General features: G+C 30.5%; 1 protein-coding gene. It reads left to right on the forward strand.

The window, feature by feature from the left end; translation table 11 throughout:
* On the forward strand, nt 1–692 hold a 692-nt coding region (locus tag KVT27_RS23435; protein ID WP_217582055.1), incomplete at both ends, for an SIR2 family NAD-dependent protein deacylase.

Genomic DNA, 692 nt, shown 5'->3' on the forward strand with positions numbered 1-692 from the left:
TGCAATTATTGAGCCAAATAGACCCACATGCTATCATAACAACCAATTATGATGAAATGTTAGAAAAAATTTTTCCTAATTATGAAGTAATAGTTGGACAACAGATTATAAGAAGGTCTATGTATACACATGTAGGAGAAATCTTGAAAATCCACGGAACAACAAAAGAAGCTAATAGTATTGTTCTACATCAAGAAGATTATAAGCATTTTATGAAAAAGAAAAAATACTTATCTGCACAGCTATTAACTTATTTCATTGAGCACCCATTAGTGATAATGGGGTATTCTGTGCAAGACGAAAATATAAAAGATATTTTATCAGATATTGCTGAAATGTTGGATGATGCAAATCACCTAATCTCTAATATTTGGTTGGTAGAATGGCAAGAACATATCAATAAAGAACAACCAATGGCAAAAGAGAAATTAATTGATTTAGGTAATAATCGTTCTTTACGCGTTAATGCAATAGTAGTTGATGATTATATTGAACTATATAAGACGCTTGGTAAGAGTGTGGTAGTTGATAAAGTGAACATGAAGTTACTCAGAAATCTTTCGCGAAGCGTTTATAACATTGTTAGAAGTAAAACTACTCAACTAAATGTAAACATCGCGACTTTAAATGCATTTTCCGATGAAGAACATTTATTTAATGTATTAAGTGTTCAAGATTTAAATCCAGAGGCA

It is taken from the genome of Lysinibacillus sp. GbtcB16 (assembly GCF_019091145.1).
Lineage (GTDB): Bacteria > Bacillota > Bacilli > Bacillales_A > Planococcaceae > Lysinibacillus > Lysinibacillus fusiformis.